The 628-nt window shown below is 68.0% G+C and carries 1 protein-coding gene; it reads right to left on the reverse strand.

What is annotated here, in order from left to right; translation table 11 throughout:
* Positions 1 to 628, reverse strand: a 628-nt coding sequence (locus tag D7X74_RS42295; RefSeq protein ID WP_147446930.1) for a VCBS repeat-containing protein, incomplete at both ends; no start/stop codon positions are given.

Below are 628 nucleotides of genomic sequence, written 5' to 3' on the forward strand. Positions count from 1 at the left end.
CTCTGAAGTAGAAGAGGAACCGGCCGGCCGCGCCGTTCGAGAGGATGTCGAGCGTGCCGTCGCCGTTGGCGTCTCCGAAGGCGATGCCCGCTGTCTGGCCGCTGGCGGAATTGCTGTAGGCGACGGGGGCGGCGAACGTGCCGTCTCCCTGGTTGATGAGGACCGACAGGCGTGCGCTGGCGGGGCTCGTCACCACGAGATCGGAGAAGCCATCGCCACTCAGGTCACGGCAGGCGATGCTTGACTGAGCGCCGCCGGTGCTCTGGATGCCGATGAACGTGGGCGCGCCGAAGTTGCCCGCGCCGGTGCCGAAGAGCACGCTCACCTGGTTCTGGGTCACGCTTGTCGTGGCGATGTCAGCCACCCCGTCGTGATCGAAGTCCCCGGTGCAGAGGTGGACGGAGCCCGGGGTGCCAGTGGTGAAGCTCGTCGGCGCGCCGAAGGTCCCGGGCGCGCTCGAGCCCAGGTTCTTGTAGACGCTGATGTTTCCGTTGATGAGGGGCAGGTTGGTCTGGCCGTTGACGGTGACGGCGTCGAGCCACCCGTCGCCGTCCACGTCCACGGCCACGACCGCGTTGCTGGAGAGCGAGGCGCTCCCGTAGTTGACCTCCGACTGGACGCTGGCGTC

It is taken from the genome of Corallococcus sp. CA047B (assembly GCF_003612065.1).
GTDB classification, from domain to species: domain Bacteria; phylum Myxococcota; class Myxococcia; order Myxococcales; family Myxococcaceae; genus Corallococcus; species Corallococcus praedator.